The sequence below is a fragment of the Sphingobacterium sp. GVS05A genome, from assembly GCF_019969845.1.
Taxonomy (GTDB): Bacteria; Bacteroidota; Bacteroidia; order Sphingobacteriales; family Sphingobacteriaceae; genus Sphingobacterium.
Genome location: NZ_JAHXYR010000001.1, coordinates 459,398 through 478,768, shown reverse-complemented (window position 1 = coordinate 478,768; position 19,371 = coordinate 459,398). Strand labels below are relative to the sequence as shown.

At 39.4% G+C, this 19,371-nt stretch carries 16 protein-coding genes; 8 read left to right on the top strand and 8 right to left on the bottom strand.

Going from position 1 to position 19,371, the window contains the following annotated elements; translation table 11 throughout:
* Positions 1–12: 12 nt before the first annotated feature.
* The 4 genes from LC454_RS02000 (at position 13) to LC454_RS01985 (ending at position 2,941) form a co-directional block, all read left to right on the top strand.
* A complete protein-coding gene (locus LC454_RS02000) occupies positions 13–600 on the top strand; it encodes an NUDIX domain-containing protein (RefSeq protein ID WP_223578678.1) in 588 nt (195 codons plus the stop codon).
* Between the two features lie 57 nt (positions 601–657).
* Positions 658–1,374: a 3-ketoacyl-ACP reductase gene (locus tag LC454_RS01995; RefSeq protein ID WP_223578676.1), complete on the top strand. Its 717-nt coding sequence runs from the start codon at positions 658–660 to the stop codon at positions 1,372–1,374.
* A 116-nt stretch (positions 1,375–1,490) separates the two neighbouring features.
* Positions 1,491–2,552 (top strand): NADH:flavin oxidoreductase/NADH oxidase, encoded by a 1,062-nt coding sequence (locus tag LC454_RS01990; protein ID WP_223578674.1) that lies wholly within the window; start codon positions 1,491–1,493, stop codon positions 2,550–2,552.
* On the top strand, positions 2,549–2,941 hold the full coding sequence (locus tag LC454_RS01985) for a VOC family protein (RefSeq protein WP_223578672.1): 393 nt from the start codon (positions 2,549–2,551) through the stop codon (positions 2,939–2,941). The genes LC454_RS01990 and LC454_RS01985 overlap by 4 nt, the downstream gene beginning before the upstream one ends.
* Before the next feature lie 60 nt (positions 2,942–3,001).
* Here the strand turns inward: LC454_RS01985 and infB are convergent, their stop codons facing one another.
* The 4 genes from infB to LC454_RS01965 form a co-directional block, all read right to left on the bottom strand.
* Complete coding sequence (infB, locus tag LC454_RS01980; RefSeq protein WP_223578670.1) at positions 3,002–6,148, bottom strand: translation initiation factor IF-2; 3,147 nt, start codon at positions 6,146–6,148, stop codon at positions 3,002–3,004.
* Between the two features lie 103 nt (positions 6,149–6,251).
* Entirely contained in the window at positions 6,252–7,493 is a 1,242-nt protein-coding gene (nusA, locus tag LC454_RS01975) for a transcription termination factor NusA (protein WP_120258421.1), read from the bottom strand.
* A 5-nt stretch (positions 7,494–7,498) separates the two neighbouring features.
* Entirely contained in the window at positions 7,499–7,963 is a 465-nt protein-coding gene (gene rimP, locus LC454_RS01970; protein WP_223578668.1) for a ribosome assembly cofactor RimP, read from the bottom strand.
* A gap of 139 nt (positions 7,964–8,102) precedes the next feature.
* Positions 8,103–8,879: an XRE family transcriptional regulator gene (locus LC454_RS01965; RefSeq protein ID WP_120258423.1), complete on the bottom strand. Its 777-nt coding sequence runs from the start codon at positions 8,877–8,879 to the stop codon at positions 8,103–8,105.
* Between the two features lie 102 nt (positions 8,880–8,981).
* On the opposite strand from LC454_RS01965, the gene LC454_RS01960 reads away from it, so the two are divergent.
* Positions 8,982–9,305 carry a hypothetical protein gene (locus LC454_RS01960; RefSeq protein ID WP_223578666.1) on the top strand — a complete coding sequence of 108 codons (324 nt, stop codon included), beginning with the start codon at positions 8,982–8,984 and terminating at the stop codon, positions 9,303–9,305.
* Between the two features lie 95 nt (positions 9,306–9,400).
* On the opposite strand, the gene LC454_RS01955 is transcribed toward LC454_RS01960, so the two are convergent.
* Positions 9,401–11,653: a penicillin-binding protein 1A gene (locus tag LC454_RS01955; RefSeq protein WP_317196234.1), complete on the bottom strand. Its 2,253-nt coding sequence runs from the start codon at positions 11,651–11,653 to the stop codon at positions 9,401–9,403.
* Between the two features lie 514 nt (positions 11,654–12,167).
* Between LC454_RS01955 and rpoN the strand changes: the two genes are divergently transcribed.
* The 3 genes from rpoN to LC454_RS01940 all read left to right on the top strand — a co-directional run bounded on the left by rpoN (position 12,168) and on the right by LC454_RS01940 (position 15,747).
* Positions 12,168–13,634, top strand: coding sequence for an RNA polymerase factor sigma-54 (rpoN, locus tag LC454_RS01950; RefSeq protein WP_223578662.1), 1,467 nt, complete (start codon positions 12,168–12,170; stop codon positions 13,632–13,634).
* Positions 13,635–13,714: 80 nt separating this feature from the next.
* Positions 13,715–14,590 (top strand): carbon-nitrogen hydrolase, encoded by an 876-nt coding sequence (locus LC454_RS01945; RefSeq protein WP_223578660.1) that lies wholly within the window; start codon positions 13,715–13,717, stop codon positions 14,588–14,590.
* 80 nt (positions 14,591–14,670) lie between these two features.
* Complete coding sequence (locus LC454_RS01940; protein WP_223578658.1) at positions 14,671–15,747, top strand: agmatine/peptidylarginine deiminase; 1,077 nt, start codon at positions 14,671–14,673, stop codon at positions 15,745–15,747.
* Positions 15,748–15,925: 178 nt separating this feature from the next.
* Here LC454_RS01940 and agaR read toward each other — a convergent pair whose 3' ends face one another.
* The 3 genes from agaR to proS form a co-directional block, all read right to left on the bottom strand.
* A complete protein-coding gene (gene agaR / locus LC454_RS01935) occupies positions 15,926–16,687 on the bottom strand; it encodes a transcriptional repressor AgaR (protein ID WP_120258429.1) in 762 nt (253 codons plus the stop codon).
* A gap of 235 nt (positions 16,688–16,922) precedes the next feature.
* Positions 16,923–17,711: a GDP-L-fucose synthase gene (locus LC454_RS01930; RefSeq protein ID WP_223578656.1), complete on the bottom strand. Its 789-nt coding sequence runs from the start codon at positions 17,709–17,711 to the stop codon at positions 16,923–16,925.
* 12 nt (positions 17,712–17,723) lie between these two features.
* Positions 17,724–19,196: a proline--tRNA ligase gene (proS, locus tag LC454_RS01925; RefSeq protein WP_223578649.1), complete on the bottom strand. Its 1,473-nt coding sequence runs from the start codon at positions 19,194–19,196 to the stop codon at positions 17,724–17,726.
* Positions 19,197–19,371: the final 175 nt, after the last annotated feature.

Genomic DNA, 19,371 nt, shown 5'->3' with positions numbered 1-19,371 from the left:
TATAAAATTTATATGAACGAAACCGTGCTAATTTTAGCCGATTTTGTTCCTTCGAAAACCGAAAACACGCAAACAATTAGTATTCAAGACATTGAACTTCAAAAACTTTTCAAACAATCTGAAATTGATAAAGTCCCGAAGACATATCTCTACGTCAACAGGGATTTCGAAACCGTATTTCAAAACCTAAAAAGCAAGTTAAAAATCATTAAAGCTGCTGGTGGACTGGTTAAAAATGGTGATGGTGATTACCTTTTTATCTACCGCTTGGGTAAATGGGACCTTCCGAAAGGCAAAGTGGAAGACAATGAGAAGATGAAAGAAGCCGCTGTTCGTGAAGTAGAAGAAGAATGTGGTATTAAAATCAACTATTTAGGTAAAAAGATCATCACATCCTATCATACATACTATCTACGTAATGGAGAATTTGTATTAAAGGCAACCAATTGGTATGAAATGGGTGTTAATAAAGTTCCGAAATTAATACCACAAACAGCTGAAGACATTACAAAGGCAGAATGGCGGCCTGTAGATCAATTTGATGAAGTCCGGGCAAATACCTATCCAATTATAGAAAATATCATTAGAAAAGTGAAATAGGCTGTCTTTTGAGGTTCATTTGACAGTAATCCATGAGATCATTCTTACTTTTATACTATGGAAAATATAACAGGAAAAAGGGCCTTAGTGACAGGTGGAGCAAAGGGGCTTGGGAAAGCCATTGCTGTTGCATTGGCTAAAGAAGGCGTACACGTTGCGATCACAGGAAGAAACGAAACAGCATTGAAGCAGACTGCTGATGAGCTTAAAATGTTTGGCACACAAGTTACTTATGCTGTATTTGATGTGTCAGATAACAAGGCTGTACATCAGGGAATTAATAATCTCAATGAAACCTTTGGCAACTTTGATATTCTTATCAACAATGCGGGTATCTCTTCCTTCTCCTCTGTAATGGAAATGGACGTGCACGACTGGACTGAGATTATCAATGTTAATCTATTGGGAACCTATTTTGTTACAAAAGCTGTCCTGCCACAACTAATTGAAAAAAATCAGGGTGATATTGTCATGGTCTCTTCTACAGCTGGATTGAATGGTGCAGCTACGACTTCAGCATATAGTGCTTCAAAATTTGGTGTTATTGGATTTGCAGATTCATTGATGCGTGAAGTACGTAAAAATAACATTCGGGTCTGTACCCTAATGCCAAGTACCATTGCATCGGATATGTCCAAAGATCTCGGTCTGACGGACGGAGATCCCGAAAAAGTATTACAACCGGAAGATTTCGCGGAACTAATTATCGCGAATTTAAAATTGCCTAGAAGAGCAATGTTAAAATCAGCCTCTTTATGGTCTACAAATCCATAAAACCACTATTGCGAGCCTTCAGCGTTATTAAAGGCTCGCAATAGAATTATTTATGATCTATCACCACCGTCCTTAGACAGGAGCTCATTACATCCGTCTAATATAAACAAGAAATTATGAGTAAACTATTTTCATCGATAAACATCGGTCCCTTAAACTTGAAAAACCGCTTAGTTGTTTCCCCTATGTGCCAATATTCTGCTGAAGATGGTTTTGCAAACAACTGGCATCTTGTCCACCTCGGTCAATTTGCCATTGGAGGCGCAGCAGCAGTCATACAGGAAGCAACAGCCGTCGCACCCGAAGGTAGAATCAGCTATGGAGACCTTGGGATATGGGATAACCAACATATTGACAAACTAAAAGAGATAACAGCTTTTATCAAAGCAAATGATACTATCCCCGGTATTCAGCTCGCGCATGCGGGCCGCAAAGCCAGTAGCAACAAACCTTGGCTTGGTCGTGGTCAATTTGCCCCTTCAGAAGCCCTAGGATGGCAGACTGTCGCGCCATCTGCACTGGCTTTCCATTCGACAGATTACGTCCCGAAAGAGCTTAAAACAAATGAGATCGAAGAAATCATCGAACAGTTTGGACAAGCTACCGAAAGAGCTATCCAAGCTGGTTACGAAATCATCGAACTCCACGCAGCACATGGTTACCTCATTCATCAGTTTCTCTCCCCTTTGTGCAACCTACGAACAGACCAGTTCGGTGGTACATTTGAAAATAGAATCCGTTTCCTGCTGGAGATCATCAAACGGGTAAAACAGGAAATATCGACGCAAAGTTTATGGGTACGTATTTCTGCGACAGATTGGGCACCGGATGGCTGGGATCTGGATCAATCCATAGCTCTATCACAACTATTGACCGAGCAGGGAGTTGATATCATTGATGTATCAAGCGGTGGAGCAGTTTCCCATCAAAAAATTGATGTTGGCCCTGCCTATCAACTTCCATTTGCCCTAGCGATCAAAGAAAAAACTGGAAGTAAAACGGCTACTGTCGGAATTATTAAAACAGCGACTCAGGCCGCCGAAATTATTGAAAAAGATCAGGCGGATTTAATTATGATCGCTCGGAGTTTTTTAGATGATCCACATCTCCCATTACACTTTGCAAAAGAATTATCCGTAGACATCCCCTGGCCAAAACAATACGAAAGAGCAAAATGAAATTAAGCTTAAACAAAATACATCATATTGCAATCATATGTAGCGATTATCAGCGGTCGAAAAAATTCTATACCGAGATCCTCGGCCTTGAAATTTGGCAGGAACATTATCGGTTAGAACGGGATTCATACAAATTGGATTTAAAACTCAACGAAACCTACATCATTGAACTATTTTCCTTTCCCTCCCCCCCTAATAGACCTAGTTTTCCTGAAGCTGCTGGTTTAAGACATTTAGCTTTTGAAGTCGATAATCTGGATACGGAAATACATAAATTAGAACAGGTAGGTATCGCACATGAAGGGATAAGGGTCGACGAACTAACACAAAAAAGATTCACTTTCTTTGCCGACCCCGATCAGCTTCCGATAGAACTTTACGAACGTTAAAACAAAAAAAAGCGTTGATTTTCATCAGCGCTTTTTTTTATTATGTCGTAAATCGGAATATTACAATTTACGTTTTACTTCTACTTGCTCGTAAGCCTCTACGATATCACCTACCTGGATGTCGTTGAAACGGTCAATGTTCAGACCACACTCGTAACCTTGTGCAACTTCTTTCACGTCGTCTTTAAAACGTTTCAGGGAAGCCAATCTACCTGTATGGATAACTACACCTTCTCTGATTATGCGGATATCATTATTTCTATTGATTTTACCTTCTCTAACCATACATCCCGCAATGGTACCCACTTTAGAGATTTTAAATGTTTCTCTGATTTCAACCTCAGCAACAATTTTCTCTTCAAATTTCGGAGCCAACATACCTTCCATCGCAGATTTAATCTCTTCAATAGCATCATAGATGATAGAATATAGACGAACGTCGATTTGCTCATTCTCAGCCAATTTACGTGCATTTTGTGTTGGACGTACTTGGAAACCAATGATGATCGCGTCAGAAGCAGATGCCAATAATACATCTGATTCAGAGATCGCACCTACTGATTTATGGATAATATTTACTTGGATCTCATCTGTTGACAATTTCAACAATGAATCTGATAATGCTTCGATAGAACCATCCACATCACCTTTCACGATAATATTAAGTTCCTTAAAGTTACCGATAGCCAAACGACGACCGATCTCATCCAAGGTAATATGTTTCGTTGCACGCATACCTTGTTCACGTTGTAACTGAAGGCGTTTGTTTGCTACCGTTCTAGCCTCAGATTCGCTTTCAAGAACATAAAGCTTATCCCCAGCTGTAGGTGCTCCAGCCATACCTAAAATCTGTACAGGTACAGAAGGTCCCGCTTCTTTAACACGTTCACCTCTTTCATTGGTTAGCGCTTTCACCTTACCAGAATGCGAACCTGCCAAAATTGCATCTCCGACACGGAGAGTACCTCCTTGAATCAATACTGTAGTTACAATACCACGGCCTTTGTCCAACGCTGCCTCGATCACTGAACCAACAGCACGTTTTTTCGGATCAGCTTTCAAATCCAACATTTCAGCTTCCAAAAGAACTTTTTCTAAAAGAAGATCAACATTTTCCCCGGTTTTCGCAGAAATCTCTTGCGCTTGGAACTTACCGCCCCAATCTTCAACTAAGATATTCATTGCAGAAAGCTGCTCACGGATACGATCAGGATTTGCACCAGGTTTATCAACCTTCGTAAATGCAAATACGATTGGTACACCTGCTGCTTGTGCGTGATTGATCGCCTCTTTCGTTTGCGGCATAACTGCGTCGTCCGCCGCAACAACGATAATAACGATATCTGTTACTTTGGCACCACGTGCACGCATCGCCGTAAAGGCTTCGTGACCAGGTGTATCCAAAAATGTAATTTTACGGTCATCATCCAATTTCACTGCGTATGCACCAATATGCTGTGTGATACCACCCGCCTCACCAGAAGTAACGTTTGCTTTACGGATATAATCTAACAAAGATGTTTTACCGTGGTCAACGTGTCCCATTACTGTTACGATTGGAGCTCTAGGCACCAAATTCGCTTCAGTATCTGCTTCCTCTAGTTCCGCAGTTTCCTCATCTTCAGGTTTAATAAATTCAACTTGATAGCCAAACTCATCTGCTACGATAGTCAAAGTTTCCGCATCTAGACGTTGGTTGATAGACACAAACATACCTAAACTCATACAAGTTGCGATAATCTGTGTGACTTGAACGTCCATCAAATTTGCGAGCTCATTTGCTGTAACAAATTCTGTGACACGCAATACCTTCGCCATCAATTCTTGCTCCATTGCAGCTTCTTCCGCATGTTGAGCGACATCATCACGTTTCTGACGTCTCAACTTCGCACGTTGTGCAAACTTACCGGATTTACCAGCTCCACTTAAACGAGCAAGTGTTGCTTTGATTTGATCTTGGATTTCCTTTTCAGAAGGTTCTTCTTTATTCTCAACAGGTCTTCCTTTTCCTCTATTGTCAAAACGACCATGTTGCGGTCTTGCTCCACCTTGTCCTGGTCTACCTTGGTGCTGGTTGTTTCCACCTTGCCCTGGTCTGCCTGGATGCTGGTTGTTTTGTCCCGGACGGTTGTTCGGATTGGTGTTGTTTCCTTGATTGCCACCTCTGTTCCCTTGTTGGTCACGGTTGTGGTTATTATTCCCATCGCGAGGACCACGGTTCTGGTTGTTATGACCCTGACCTTGTCCCGCATTCGGATTTACTGGACCATTTGGATTCGTGCGCTTACGCTTACGTTTTTCATTATTGTTTCCAGCATTTGAAGATGATGCCACAGGTTTGTGCGACGGTCTAGCAGAAGGCAATTCAATCTTACCAATTACTTTAGGACCAGTCAATCTTTCTGCACGAGCAGAAATAATATCATCTCCTTCTTTTTTCACAGGCTCCACTTTTGGAGTTACTGGTACAGCAGCTTTAGGTGCTGTTTCGTCTTTTTTCTTTTCTTCTACCTTCACAGGTTCGGTTTTTGTCTCTACAACCGGAGTTGCTTTTACTTCAGTTTTATCTACTTCAGGTTTGGGAGCTTCTACCCGAGGTGCCACGACTTCGGCTTTTTGCTCTATAACCTTTGGTTCTTCTTTTTTCGCTTCGATGACCGGAGTTTTGACTTCGGCTTCTTTCTGCTCTATTACTTTCTCTACGACCTTAGTCTCTACAGGTGTATCATGCGTAACTTTAGGTTCCTCCTTGGAAGGCTCCTCTTTTTTAGGCTTGTTACCACCTCTATTCAGGGCATCAAGATCAATTTTGCCAACCACTTTCATACCACCTTGATGAGCAGGTTCCTCAGGCTTGGCAGGAGTGACTTCTTTGACAGATGGGATTTCTACAGTATTCTTAACCAAGATTTCTTTTGGTTCATCATGTTCTTCAAAATCCTCATTTCTAGACGATTCTTTAGGAGAAGTGGACGGCGACTCCTCACGACGAATTTTGCCAATAACAATTTGTTTAGCTTCATCTTTCAGTGATTTGTCTCCCTGAAACTCTTTTAACAGCACACCATACATCTCTCCGCTTAATTTAGTGTTAGGCTTTGCTTCTACATCATATCCTTTTTTCACTAAACATTCCACGGCAGTATGTATCCCGATGTTGAGTTCCTTTGCTGCTTTAAGCAAGTTTGTTCCTTTTCCTTCAGTCATCTATAATATAAACTATTTTAATATAATTACAAAAATATGTTTTTTTCCATCCATAAACAATTTATTCCGAATGTTAGATAGAAAAAAATTAACAAGCTGAATTTTATTCAAATTCAGCTTGCAATATACGTAGGATATCACGAATGGTATCTTCTTCTAAATCGGTACGTCTAACGAGCTCTTCCTCACTGAGTGATAAAACAGATTTTGCAGAATCCAAACCTACACGCTTCAATTCATCAATAACCCAGCTTTCAATTTCATCGCTGAATTCTTCGATATCCACATCCTCATCAAATTCATCATTCTCACGATAAACATCGATCTCATAACCGGTCAATTTACCAGCCAATTTAATATTATGTCCACCACGACCAATTGCTAACGAAACCTGATCTGATTTCAAGTATACAGCAGCAGTTTTATTTTCCTCATCAATCTTAATTGAACTGATCCGAGCAGGGCTCAAAGCACGGGCAATATATAAGGAATGGTTTGTAGTGAAATTGATAACATCAATATTCTCATTACGCAATTCACGAACGATACCGTGAATACGTGATCCTTTCATACCCACACACGCTCCAACTGGATCGATACGGTCATCATAAGACTCCACGGCCACTTTAGCACGCTCTCCTGGTTCACGGACAATTTTCTTGATCGTAATCAGACCATCAAAGATCTCAGGAACCTCAAGTTCAAACAAACGTTGTAAAAACGCCGGTGCAGTACGTGAGATAATGATTTTCGGATTGTTGTTCATCATATCTACTTTATGAACCACCGCGCGAATACCATCACCTTTTTTGAAATAATCAGCAGGGATTTGTTCCGATTTAGGCAAAATCAATTCATTACCGTCTTCATCCAACACCAAGATCTCTTTCTTCCAGATCTGATAAACCTCACCAATAACCAACTCTCCTTCTCTATCTTTATATTTCTTAAAGACTTCGTCTTTCTCAAGTTCTAATACCTTAGAAACAAGTGTTTGACGAGCCGCTAAAATAGCACGACGCCCAAAGCTTTCCAAAGTGATCTGTTCGATAAAATCATCACCCACTTCAAGGTCCTCATCATGTTTTCTTGCTTCCGCCAACTCGATTTCAAGATCATCATCCTCAGAAAATTCATCTTCAACAACGACACGCGTTCTCCAAATCTCCAAATCCCCGTTATCTGGATTCACGATAACATCCACATTTTCATCCGTACCGAAACGACGACGGATCATACTACGAAAAACCTCTTCCAATACTGTAATGACCGTAGGTCTATCGATATTCTTAAACTCCTTAAACTCCTGAAAAGAGTCTATCAGATTGATGTTGCTGTTACTCATTATTTTTAAAATGAAATTACCACTTTTGTTGCTTTTATTTGATCAAAAGGAAGTTCTTTTTCCACCTCTTGCGCTTTTTTACCTATTTCTTTTACTTTTTGAAGAATGCTAATCTTTGTCTCATCCACCATCAATAAGGTCCCTTCGATTTTTGTATTATCATCCAACTTGACCTGTACAGTACGGCCTATATTTTTTTGATATTGCCGATTATTAACAAAATTTGAATCGATACCTGGAGACGAAACCTCCAAACGATAGGCGTTATCAACGACATTTTCCTCCTCCAAATGAAAACCGACATGGCGGCTCACTTGCGCACAATCATCAATATTAACACCGTTATCCCCGTCTAAGAGGATCTCCAAAATCTTATTTGGACGCATCTTTACACTAACAATAAACAAATCCTCGCGATCTGCTATTTTTTCCTCTATGAGTTCAATGACTCTTTTTTCTACATCTTGCATTGTTCTACTGCCTAGAATGCTAAATTAATTGTATTAAAAAAAGGGGGCAATACGAGCCCCCTTCCTTTCAGATATGCAAATATAGTATTTTATAAAATAAAAAACAAATACCCCAACAGCAATGGAAGTATTTTTTCTATTATTTTGAATTATCAACAACTGCATTAATTGTTTTTTGCATCTGTGCCATCATACTGGTTAATGTTTCCATCGTTGGCTCAGGAGTCGGCTCCGGCAGTTGAGTACTAATAAAAGCTTTCGCCCGCCAAACCTCTAAAATATCAGGGGTCTCAACCCAGTATGGTTCGTAGGTTTTATTATCAGAAACAAGCTTTAAACCTTTATCCTCTTTAAATTTAAATGCGATACGCTTATAGACAACTCCCTCCTCCCGAGATACAACAACATAGGTATGTCCCGGCTTTATATCGTGCCAATTTTCGACATATTCCGCCACAATAATGGACCCTGAAGGTAAAGGCAACATCGAATCACCCTTAATTTCAAAAGCCCGAAAAGTCCCCTGTCCAAACATGGGTAATGAAAACTTAGGAAGCTCAGCAACATACTCCGGATCACCATAGCCATTCAGGTAACCCGCGCTTGCTTTAACCGGTACGAGCTCAATGTTTTCGCGGTCATTGCCGTCAACAGTCACACTCAATACCCTGAGATTAGATGCATTGCTTTTAGGTACCGGCTTCCACTTCTCATCAATCACATCATTCGCCAATTCATCCATGGTTAACCCATAAAACTCGGCAATTTTTTTTAGCAATTCATATTTAGGCTCCGCTCTATCTTCCTCATAAGCACCTACAGAAGCGCGTTTAATCTCCATGATATCAGCAAATTGCTGCTGTGTAATTTTCTTTCCTTTTCGAAGGAATTTCAAGTTGGACGAAATATTTGACATATTATTTTTTCAAAAAAATATTTTGCAAAAACTAAATTTATTAGTAATATTGTGCCAATAAAATTAGTAAATAAAATTCAAACATCCAAATAATTTAGCATTATGAGCAATTTTATTGTATATATATTAACAGATAACAACAGAAGATACTTCGAAATCGACTTCACATCCAATATGTTTAGCACTGTAATGGAGCTTCAACAAGCCAATAGCTTTATTCTTCAACAGGGTCCGCATTTAAACAGAATCATCTATTCTGAAGCTTTTTCAAAATTAGCCTGTGCAAAAAAGAGAATGAACGAATTGCAAAATTTCACACGTATGCAAATAGAACGAGTTATTCGCAAGAATAATCCGAATTGGAATAACCTCTACCCGCAGCAGCACCATGCTTATCCAAAGGGAAACACCAATTACGCGGCCTAACAATAGATAATAGAAAAAAAAAGCCGCCCAATTTTCATTAGGCAGCTTGTTATTTGTTATGCTGTTATAGATCCAAAAGAGGATAAACGCTTTTACTAAATTGAGGTTGATGAGGTATTCTCCAACGCCCCTGTGTTTTCACCGACACTACCACCATTGTTATTTTGCTCGGTAGCACCCTCCGTAGACTCTTCTTCAGGTCCAATAAACCCCTCGTCCGTCTGTTCCTCAACATTTGTTGAATCACTTTGTTCCGGTTCCGGCTCACTATAACGCGGTGTCTCACATTTATAGGATTTCGTAATTTCAACCGTAGATTCAGGGAATTTGCCCTGCGTATAGCCCAGTTGCTTATCCTTATAAACAGATTCTAAAAATACACCAAATATAGGCAAAGCCGTCCGTGAACCTTCGCCGGTATGCGAATTCTTGAAGTGTATACTTCTTTCATCACAACCAACCCAGATTCCAGTGACCAAATCCTTGGTCACACCCATATACCAACCATCAACATATTCCGAAGAAGTTCCAGTCTTCCCGCCAATTTCATTTTCTTTATCAAAAAGATCCCACTCCCACAAACCCTGCGATGTACCTCTTGGCTCTTCCATCCCACCTCTCAACATGTAGGTCATTAACCAAGCGTCCTGCTTATCGACCACCTGTTTGCGTTCCGCCTGAAAAGTAGCAATCACATTTCCATCGTGGTCTTCAATTTTAGAAACCAGTATCGGTGTTACCCGCTCACCATGGTTCATCATCGTCGAGTAACCGTTGACCATCTCAAATACCGAAACATCATTAGGCCCCAATCCAACAGAGGCTACAGGATTTAGCTTACTTGTAATACCACAACGTTGAGCAGCATCCACTACTTTTGCAGGTGTCACCATATCCGTCAACTGAACAGTAACCGAATTGATGGATCTAGCCATAGCATGGCGCAAAGACATCTCCCGATAAGAAAAATTCCAATCCGCATTTTTAGGTTCCCATACTTCAACAGAATCCCCCTTATCAATCTTTATTGTAACAGGTTTATCCGTAATCTTATCGCAAGGCGACATCCCAGACTCTAAGGCTGCCAGATAAACAAAAGGTTTAAATGTTGAACCCGCTTGTCGTTTCGCCTGCATCACGTGATCATATTTAAAATATTGATGATCTATCCCACCTACCCAAGCTTTAATTTCACCTGAATAAGGATCCATAGACATCATCCCGGCATTCAACATCATGGCATAATATTTCAGGGAGTCCATCGTAGACATGTCCTTTTCAATCTTACCCTTATCCTTCCAATTGTAGACTTCCATTTTTTTCTTCTTATTCAAAAAGAAATTGATACTATCTGGAGTATTGGCATATTTTTTACTCAAAAACGCATAATAAGGTGTTTTCTTAGCTAGATTCTCCAAAAAGTTTGGGATCACTTTTCCAGAAAGATCCCGCCACGGTTCCTGGCCATCCCAAGTATTGTTTAAACGTTGTTGTAATTCCGTCATCTGTTTTGCTACAGCCTCTTCAGCGTGCTTCTGAAGCTTGGAGTTGATGGTTGTATAAATCTTCAACCCATCGGTATAGATATCGTAATTATTCTCTTCAGACCATTTTTCCAACCATTTAGCTACTGCCGTACGTAGGTATGAATCCCCTCCAGCATTCACATCTTGATTATTGGTATTCAAAATTATTTTCTCTTTAACCAATGCATCATACTCTTCTTTTTTCAGAAAGCCACCCTTATACATTTGGCTCAATACCGTATTTTTGCGGTCAAATGCCTTTTCCGGATTTCTGATCGGATTATATAAGGTCGTTCCCTTTAACATACCAATCAATACAGCCGCTTCATTTTGATTCAATTGATTTGCACCTTTCGAAAAATAACGTTTTGCAGCGGTTTCTATACCATATGCATTATTACTAAAAGAAACTGTATTGAGGTACATTTCTAAAATTTGGTTCTTCGTATACCGTTGCTCCAGCTTATAAGCGGTCATCCACTCTTTAAATTTGGTAATGACCAAGCCTGCAACAGGCAAACGTGTCAATAGTCCCCCCGCCTTATTATAACGGGTACGGTAAAGATTCTTAGCAAGCTGTTGCGTTATCGTACTCGCGCCACGTTTATCTCCCTTTAATGTTGAGACAATTCCTGAACCAAGCCCCAGAAAGTCAACACCATTATGCTTATAGAAACGCACATCCTCAGTTGCTATCAGTGCATTGATAACAGTTTTAGGAATACTGTCAAAAGGGATTGGATTTCTATCCTCGTCAAAATATCGTCCTATCAATACACTATCGGCAGTATATAGCTCTGTCGAAATATTGACACTTGGCATAATGATATCTTTTTTTGTAGGCGAGTAGCCAAAAAGCCACAAAAAATTAAGTTGTATAGCACAAACCAAAACTATAACGAAATATATTGCAATAACGAGATAACGAAGAATCCGATTCTTAATACGTCTAAACATAAATGGAAATTTATCTTATATTCAACATATTGAATCATCAAAAGGTTTTACCCCCCACCCAATATGCGTTTATATCTGTTTCAGGGGCTAAATATACAACTAAATAAATGTCCCTAACCAACTATTTACATTTTTTAACAATAAAAAACCAGCATGTATTTGAGCAGGCACAATAGGCAAAAACACCCCGTACAAGACTTGCTATTTCCAATTTATGGAATTAAAACAACAAAAAAAATGAAGAAGGACGTTGTTTAGATCAATAAGTTAGTCGCTGGGTTCCGCAAATATTATACCTACTTTTGATTTATTATCTATTTTATTTTAAAATAATAATGATATTTGTTTAAATTTAGATGTAAACTAGTCAACTATTAGCATGTTAAAACAGACATTACAACAAAAGCTATTACAAAAACTGTCTCCACAACAAATTCAATTTATTAAATTGTTGCAGGTACCAACAGTTTCATTAGATGCCAGAATAAAAGAAGAATTAGAAGAAAACCCCGCGTTAGAAGATGGTAGCTTGACTAATATGACCGATCCAATAGAAGAATATCCAGATAAAGATCCGGATGACAACTTCGATAACGAAGAAGGATTCGATTCAGATGATTTCAGTTTGGAGGACTATATACAAGAAGACGACTACAAAGATTATGGAAATGGATATGATTACGGTGATGACGACGATGAAAGAAAAGAAATGCCCGTTGCCATTCAGCATTCATTCTATGAACAACTGCAACAACAATTAGACCTCCTTGCTTTGGATGACAAGCACTTTTTAATCGGCCAACAAATTATCGGAAGCCTTGACGACGACGGTTACCTACGACGTCCGATCATCAATCTGGTAGATGACCTGGCCTTCGGTCAAAATGTAATGACCGAAGAACATGAAGTTTTAGAAATGCTAAAAGTGATTCAAGATTTTGAGCCTGCAGGAATTGGTGCCAGAGATTTACAAGAATGTCTTTTGATACAATTACAAAAAAAAGACACGAACAATCCAACCATTAAACTTGCTATTAAAGTCGTCTCCAATTATTTGGACGAGTTCACTAAAAAGCACTATGACAAACTAGAGAAATCGTTAGGCGTATCTTCTGAGGACTTGAAAAATGTCGTCAATGAAATCTTAAAGCTCAACCCCAAACCAGGTGACTCGGGGGCAGTAGCTGGAAAACAACTCCATATCATCCCAGACTTTCATATCAGCAACAATGATAGCATCCTGCATTTAACTCTGAATGGACGTAATGCACCAGAACTCCGCATAAGCAGGGATTATCAGCACATGTTTGAACATTACGAAAAGTCCGATCAAAAGGACAAGAAAATGAAGGAAGCGGTACAGTTTGTCAAACAAAAGCTCGATTCTGCAAAATGGTTTATTGACGCAATCAAACAACGCCAACAGACACTGCTCAAGACAATGAATGCCATCATGGAATACCAATACGATTATTTTCTTACCGGAGATGACCGTAAATTGAAACCCATGATCTTAAAGGATATCGCAGATAAGATCGACATGGATATCTCAACCGTTTCCCGTGTGGCAAATTCTAAATATGTACAAACAGAATTTGGGACATTTCTATTAAAATCATTTTTCTCCGAGGCAATCCAAACAGACTCTGGGGAGGAAGTTTCGAATAAAGAGGTCAAGAAAATACTTGAAGAGTGCATTGCAAAAGAAAATAAGCGCAAACCACTTGCCGATGAGAAATTGACCGAGATTCTCAAAGAAAAAGGTTACAATATTGCTCGCCGAACGGTAGCTAAATACCGGGAAGCATTAAACATACCTGTTGCAAGATTACGAAAAGAGCTCTAAGAGCTCTTTTTGTTTTTCTCAACAATCAAATCTAAATTAAGAATAGTATCTTTGTGCTCGAATTAAATAAGCATGAAGGAATGAGCAAAGTAAAAGTTGGAGTTGTACAGATGAGCTGTACCGCAAACAAACAAGAGAATCTCGAAAAAGCAATCGCTAAAGTAAAAGAAGCCGCTGCAAAAGGTGCGCAAATTGTGTGTCTGCAAGAACTCTTTACCTCTTTATATTTCTGCGATGTAGAAGATTATGACAATTTCGCACTAGCTGAATCTATCCCTGGCCCATCTACTGATGCCCTATCTGCTGTTGCGAAAGAAGCAGGAGTCGTTATTATCGCTTCATTATTTGAAAAAAGAGCTGAAGGTCTTTATCATAATACGACTGCCATATTAGATGCTGATGGCTCCTATTTAGGCAAATACCGTAAAATGCACATCCCAGATGATCCAGCATTTTATGAGAAATTCTATTTCACACCGGGTGATCTAGGTTATAAAGTTTTCAAAACAAAATTTGGTAGAATAGGTATCTTAATCTGTTGGGACCAATGGTATCCAGAAGCATCAAGGATCACTGCATTAATGGGTGCCGAAATTTTATTTTATCCAACTGCGATTGGCTGGGCTACAGATCAGAACGAAGAGACCAACAAAGATCAATACAATGCTTGGCAAACCATTCAGCGTTCTCATGCTGTAGCGAATGGTGTACCAGTTGTATCTGTCAACCGTGTCGGATTTGAGCAAGATGGCGCCATGAAATTCTGGGGCGGTAGCTTTGTTGCAAATGGACAAGGTAAACTGTTATACCTCGCTTCTCATGATAAAGAAGAAATTGAAGTAGTTGAACTAGATCTAGCTGAATCTGATTATTTCAGAAAACACTGGCCATTCCTAAGGGATCGCAGAATTGAAACATATTCTCCAATCACCAAACGTTTTATTGACGAAGACTAATATCAAATCATATTGGCCATTTTAATTTTGTAATTCATCAAAAGAAGAACAGATTAAAATGGCTTTTTACATTTTAAAGCATGGAACAAGAAAACACTTTCACACAGGCATATTTTGACAACTCTCCAAAAAAACAAGGCTTTTCGTTTCCCGCAGAATGGGCAAAACAAGACGCGTTGTGGTTGAGCTGGCCTCATAAGGAGGAATCTTGGCCTGGAAAAATTGACACCATATACCAGCCCTATTGCGAGTTCATTAAAGCTGTTGCTGTTGGACAGAAAGTCAGAATTAATGTTGCAGACGAAGATATGAAGGCATTTGCCATCGTAGAATTGAAAAAAGTAACCGCTGATTTAAGCAATATTGAATTTTATTTCAATCCAACCAATGACGCTTGGTGTAGAGATCATGGTCCCGCTTTCCTGATCAATCAAAATTCGGGCACAAAAGCAGTTGTTGACTGGGGCTATAATGCCTGGGGTGGCAAGTATCCACCTTTCGATCTGGATGATGTCGTTCCTACACGAATAGCTAAAGAGTTCAATCTTCCTTTGTTCACACCGAATATCGTTATGGAGGGTGGTTCTGTCGAATTCAACGGAGCCGGAACTGTGATGACAACAACTGCATGTTTGCTCAATGAAAACCGAAACCCTGAGTATACGAAAGAACAGATTGAGACTTACCTCAAAGAATTCTATGGACAAGATCAAGTATTATGGCTAGGCGACGGAATCATTGGAGACGACACAGATGGCCATATTGACGACATCACACGTTTTGTGAATGAAAACACCGTTTTAACTGTTATCGAAGAAAATCCGGAAGATGAAAATTATGCCATCCTCCAGGAAAATCTTGAAACACTTCGTTCCTTCAGATTATTAAACGGAGAATCGCTTAATATCGTCGAGCTACCGATGCCGGCACCAGTGATCTACGAGGACACCAGACTTCCGGCATCATACGCAAATTTTTATATTGCAAATGATGTTGTCGTTGTTCCAGTTTTCAATGACGCTAATGACCAAAGAGCATTGGATATTATTCAGGAATGTTTTCCGACACGAAAAGTTATCGGAATTAACTCCGTAGACATTATCTGGGGGCTGGGTAGTTTTCATTGCTTGAGTCAGCAAGAGCCCGCACTCAGCTAAAGATAAATTATACTATAAACAGAAAGGCTTCTTAATGGATTAAGAAGCCTTTCTGTTTATAGTATCTGCTCACAAGCACTATGAAATTAGATCTTTCTATAACAAAGTTTGCTGTTTACTCACGACAACCGCTCCACATTAACTTATCGCAACAACACGGAGCGACCAAAATTGGAAACTAGACAACCACGACATGCACACCGGACTTCTCTAATGATTCCACAAATCCGGCACTCACTTTATCATCTGTAATCAAAATATCAATTTTTTCGAAGCCACAAATTCGCCCAAAACTACGTCTTCCAAATTTGGACGAATCAGCGAGTACAACGACCTTTTGGGCTGTATCGATCATGATGCGATTCAATTGAGCTTCTTGCGCGCTAGATGTTGACACACCATACTCCAGATCTATTCCATCCACCCCTAAAAACAATTTACTACAATAAAAATCATGCAGTAAATTTTCAGCATATTTTCCAGTGACTGAAGTAGAAGTTTTTCGTAATGTACCTCCCATCTGCATAATTTCCACTGATGGGTATTTAATTAGCTCCATGGCAACATTCAGCGCTGAAGTGACCACAGTGATATTTCCCTTAGGTACAATCTGCCTTGCCAACGATTGCATTGTTGTTCCGGAAGCAATAATAATCGAATCATTTTCCTCAATCATCTCAGCAGCCTTCTTCCCGATTCTACTTTTATCATCCGAACGAAGTTTCTCTTTTTCAAAGACTGTGCGATCCGTCGTATACGGATTGTATTGTGTCGCTCCACCATGGGTTCGAAAAAGCAGACCACTCTCCTCCAAAAGTGTAAGATCCTTTCGGATGGTAACAGAAGATACACCCAGTTCCTCACATAGGTCAATCACTTGGACTATACCTACTTCTTTTAATTGTTTTAAAATATATTGATGTCGCTCTACGTTTGTCATGGCTCTTTTATATGCGCTAAAATATTAAATCTACCAGTTGTTTATCCATACGGATACATTAGAAAATGTAAAATATCAACTAAAACCAATGCTAGATTTTAGCTTTAGATATTCTATACAAATTTTCCCTAGCAGAACTGACGTTAAAATAATGAAATTATTTAATTATTTATACTCTCTATAAAGCAAATTATACTTTATTCTAGAAAGATAAAGTTTTTGGATTTCAACAAATTCAAAATTCCAAGGGATTGGGCCAAATATAATGGTAATCCAACTCCTTTTGAAGCAGGCTCCCACAGACTACTTTTTGAAAATGATCCCCATGTTCAAATTGCAATGGCAGATCGAAACCATACTTTTGTGCAGAGGCCAGGATCACATCCTTTTTCTTAGGGTGCATGGGTGCCACAACATTGTAAACACGATGTCTTAGATCCCTAACAGAAGCCAACATAATCAACTGCACAACATCATCGAGATGGACAAAATTGGCCGGCTGTTCACCCGTTGTACAGATACGATTGGCAAAGTATTTAGCAAAAATGCGATTTTTACCAAATAAGCCCCCAAGTCGATATACATAAGTATTGGGCAGCTGTAACATCAGCTGCTCAGCCAAAAGAAGTTTTTCGGAAAATTCAATTCCAGCTGAATCCAATTCACTATAGACAACATCTTTATCAGGATAAATTCCAACGGAACTTAAAAATACCTGTTTGGTCCATTGGATGTTTTCAAGAAATCCCTTAATATTCAAAAAACGAGTTTCTAAATCAGAAAGACTATTTTTTTGGCTGGCAGGAATACTATTTAACACAAAGTCGAACTGGCCCGGAAGAAGTACATCAGGCAACACACTACCCTTATCAAAGTCAGCAATAAACGAAAAAATACCATCAGTTTTAAGCCGATGGTATTTTTCATATTGTGTTGCACTTGCCCAGACCTCATGTCCCTGATGTTTCATATCCATGGCAAACGATTCTGCCAGCCATCCACATCCTAAAATGAGTATCCGCATAAGGTCAAGATATTAATAAGCTTTTGCAAATAAAACGCGTCGGTTAGAAGGTTTACCCGTAAATATACAAACACCTTCTTCCTCTTTGGCATCCAAAGGAATACAACGGATTGTAGCTTTTGTTTCCTCTTTTACACGCTTCTCAGTTTCTATTGTTCCATCCCAATGGCAAGAAATAAATCCGCCCTTACCTTCTAGGACCTCTTTAAATTCATCGTAAGAATTCACCTCAGTAAAATGAGATGTTCTAAAGTTTAAGGCTTTTTGATAAATATTTTCCTGTATTACATGCAACAATTGTTCAATATTTCCAGCCAATCCTTCCTGGGCGACAGTTTCTTTTGTTTGTGTATCGCGACGTGCTAACTCCACCGTTCCATTTTGCATGTCTCTTGCCCCCACAGCTACACGCACGGGCACACCTTTCAATTCCCATTCAGCAAATTTAAAGCCCGGACGTTGTGTATCGCGATCATCGTATTTCACCGAGATATCCTTTACCTTCAGTTCGTTTACTAACTGATCTACGAATGCATCAATCTGCGCTTTTTCGTCTTCAGTTTTAAAAATTGGAACAATAACAACCTGAATTGGCGCCAATTTCGGAGGCAATACCAATCCTTGGTCATCAGAGTGAGCCATAATCAAGGCTCCTATCAAACGGGTAGAAACACCCCATGATGTTGCCCAAACATGTTCAAGTTTCCCCTCTTTGGAGGTGAATTTTACATCAAAAGCCTTTGCAAAATTCTGCCCAAGAAAATGTGATGTTCCCGCTTGTAAAGCCTTACCATCTTGCATTAAAGCCTCGATACAATAGGTATCCAATGCACCTGCAAAGCGTTCGTTTTCAGTTTTCCGTCCGCGTACAACAGGTACAGCTAAAATATTTTCAGCAAATTCAGCATAGACATCAAGCATACGTTCTGTCTCTTCAATAGCTTCTTCCCTAGTTGCGTGTGCAGTGTGTCCTTCCTGCCATAAAAACTCTGCTGTACGTAAGAAAAGACGCGTACGCATTTCCCAACGGACCACATTTGCCCATTGGTTAACCAAAATTGGCAGGTCACGATAAGATTCGACCCAACCACGGTACGTATTCCATATAATCGTTTCAGAAGTCGGACGTACAATCAACTCTTCCTCCAACTTTGCATCTTCATCCACCACAATCTTTCCGGTACCATCGTTTTTTAATCTATAATGTGTGACCACAGCACATTCGGTAGCGAAACCTTCCACATGGGCAGCTTCTTTAGAAAAAAACGACTTGGGAATGAATAAAGGGAAGTAAGCATTGCTATGGCCTGTTTCTTTAAATCTTTTGTCTAAGATTGCTTGCATTCTTTCCCAGATAGCATATCCGTATGGTTTGATCACCATACAGCCCCGTACAGCTGAATTTTCAGCCAGATCAGCTTTGATCACAAGTTCATTGTACCATTGTGAATAATCTTCTGCACGACTTGTTATTCCTTTACTCATATGAAATTGATAAATTATTGTAACATTATTACGTTAAATCTCGTCTGTATCTCCAATACAAAAAGCGTTCAATAAAAAATATTTGTATTTTTGATTACTTCGATTAAACCACCTCGAGAAATTTGCGTCTAAGATAGTAAATAAGGCTGTATAATCGAAAATAACGATTTAGGAT